Here is a 1,686-nt window from a genome sequence, read left to right on the forward strand (position 1 = left end):
CTTCTCGGTGTGGCGCGGGTCGGCCGCCACGACCACTTCTTCGAGCTGGGCGGCCATTCGCTGTTGGCGGTGCAGCTGATGGCGCGGCTGCGGCGGCTGTCGCTGGGGGTGGAGGTGCGGACCCTGTTCGCCAAGCCGGTGCTGGCCGATCTGGCCGCGAGCCTTGGCCGTCATCACGAGGTGGCGGTCCCGGCCAACCTGATCACGGAGAGAAGCACGGCGATCACGCCGCAGATGCTGCCGCTGATCGAGCTGGCGCAGGGAGAGATCGAACGGATTGTCGCCACGGTGCCCGGCGGCATCGCCAACATCCAGGATATTTATGCCTTGTCGCCGCTGCAGGACGGCATCCTGTTCCATCATCTGTTGGCTACAAAGGGCGATCCATACCTGCTGGTCGCGCAGATGGCGTTTGCCGAGCGTGGTCTGTTGGACCGCTATCTGGCCGCGGTCCAGCGGGTGGTGGATCGGCACGATATTCTGCGCACGTCGTTTGTCTGGGAGGGCCTGTCGCGCCCGGCGCAGGTGGTGTGGCGCAATGCCTCCCTCGATGTGACCGAGGTCGAGCTGGATGGCTCTACGGGTCCTGGCCCCGAGCAGCTTAGGAGGCGGTTTGATCCGCGCCGGCATCGCATCGATCCTGGCCGCGCGCCATTGCTGCGGTTTGTGATTGCGCGCGAGCCCGGCAGTGCGCGCTGGCTGCTTGTGCAGCTGTTGCATCATTTGATCGGGGATCACACCACGCTGGACGTGATGCACGCCGAGGTCCGGGCCGTGTTCGCCGGGCACGACCACGCACTGGCGGCCCCGCAGCCGTTCCGCAATCTGGTGGCGCAGGCGCATCTCGGCGTTGATGCCAAGGCGCATGAAGAGTTCTTCCGGACGAGGCTCGTAGACATCGACGTGCCGACCACGCCGTTCGGCTTAAGCGAGGTGCGCGGCGACGGCAGCGAGATCGGTGAGGCGCGGCGGCTGCTGCCGCAGGCGCTCAACGCGCGGCTGCGCAGCCAGGCGCGGCGGCTCGGGGTGAGCCTGGCGAGCCTGTGCCATCTGGCCTGGGGGCAGGTGGTGGCGCGCAGCAGCGGCCGCGAGCAGGTGGTGTTCGGCACGGTGCTGTTTGGCCGCATGCAGGGCGGGGCCGGCGCCGACCGCGCGATGGGCCTGTTCATCAACACCCTGCCGCTGCGGCTTGACCTTGATAGCACCGGGGTCGAGGCGAGCGTGCGGACCACGCACGCCCGGCTGACCGAGCTGCTGGCGCACGAGCACGCCTCACTGGCGCTAGCGCAACGCTGCAGCGGCGTTGCGGCGCCGGCGCCGCTGTTCAGCGCGCTGTTGAACTACCGCCACACCACGCCGGCGGCCATGTCCGGTTCTGCACCGAATGATGGGCTAGAGGGGGTGGAATGGCTGGGCGGGGAGGAACGCACCAACTATCCGCTGACCTTGTCAGTGGAGGATTTTGGCGAGGCGCTCGGCCTGACGGCGCAGGTGGCGGAGGGCGTCTCCGCGGATCGGGTCTGCGGCTACATGCAGCAGGCCCTCGCGCAACTGGCTGACGCGCTGGAGCGGGCGCCGAACACGCCGGTGCGGGAGCTGGACATCCTGCCGTCCGACGAGCGCGCCTATCTGTTGGAGGAGCTGAACCGGACGGCGGCACCTTATCCTTCGGCGAAGTGCATCCAC

1 protein-coding gene is annotated in these 1,686 nt (G+C 68.4%); it reads left to right on the forward strand.

Annotated elements, in window-relative coordinates:
- Window positions 1–1,686: condensation domain-containing protein (locus AC0L3P_RS39655; protein ID WP_473309420.1), on the forward strand; the 1,686-nt coding region annotated here is incomplete at both ends.

This window comes from Bradyrhizobium sp. WSM4874 (genome assembly GCF_055811835.1).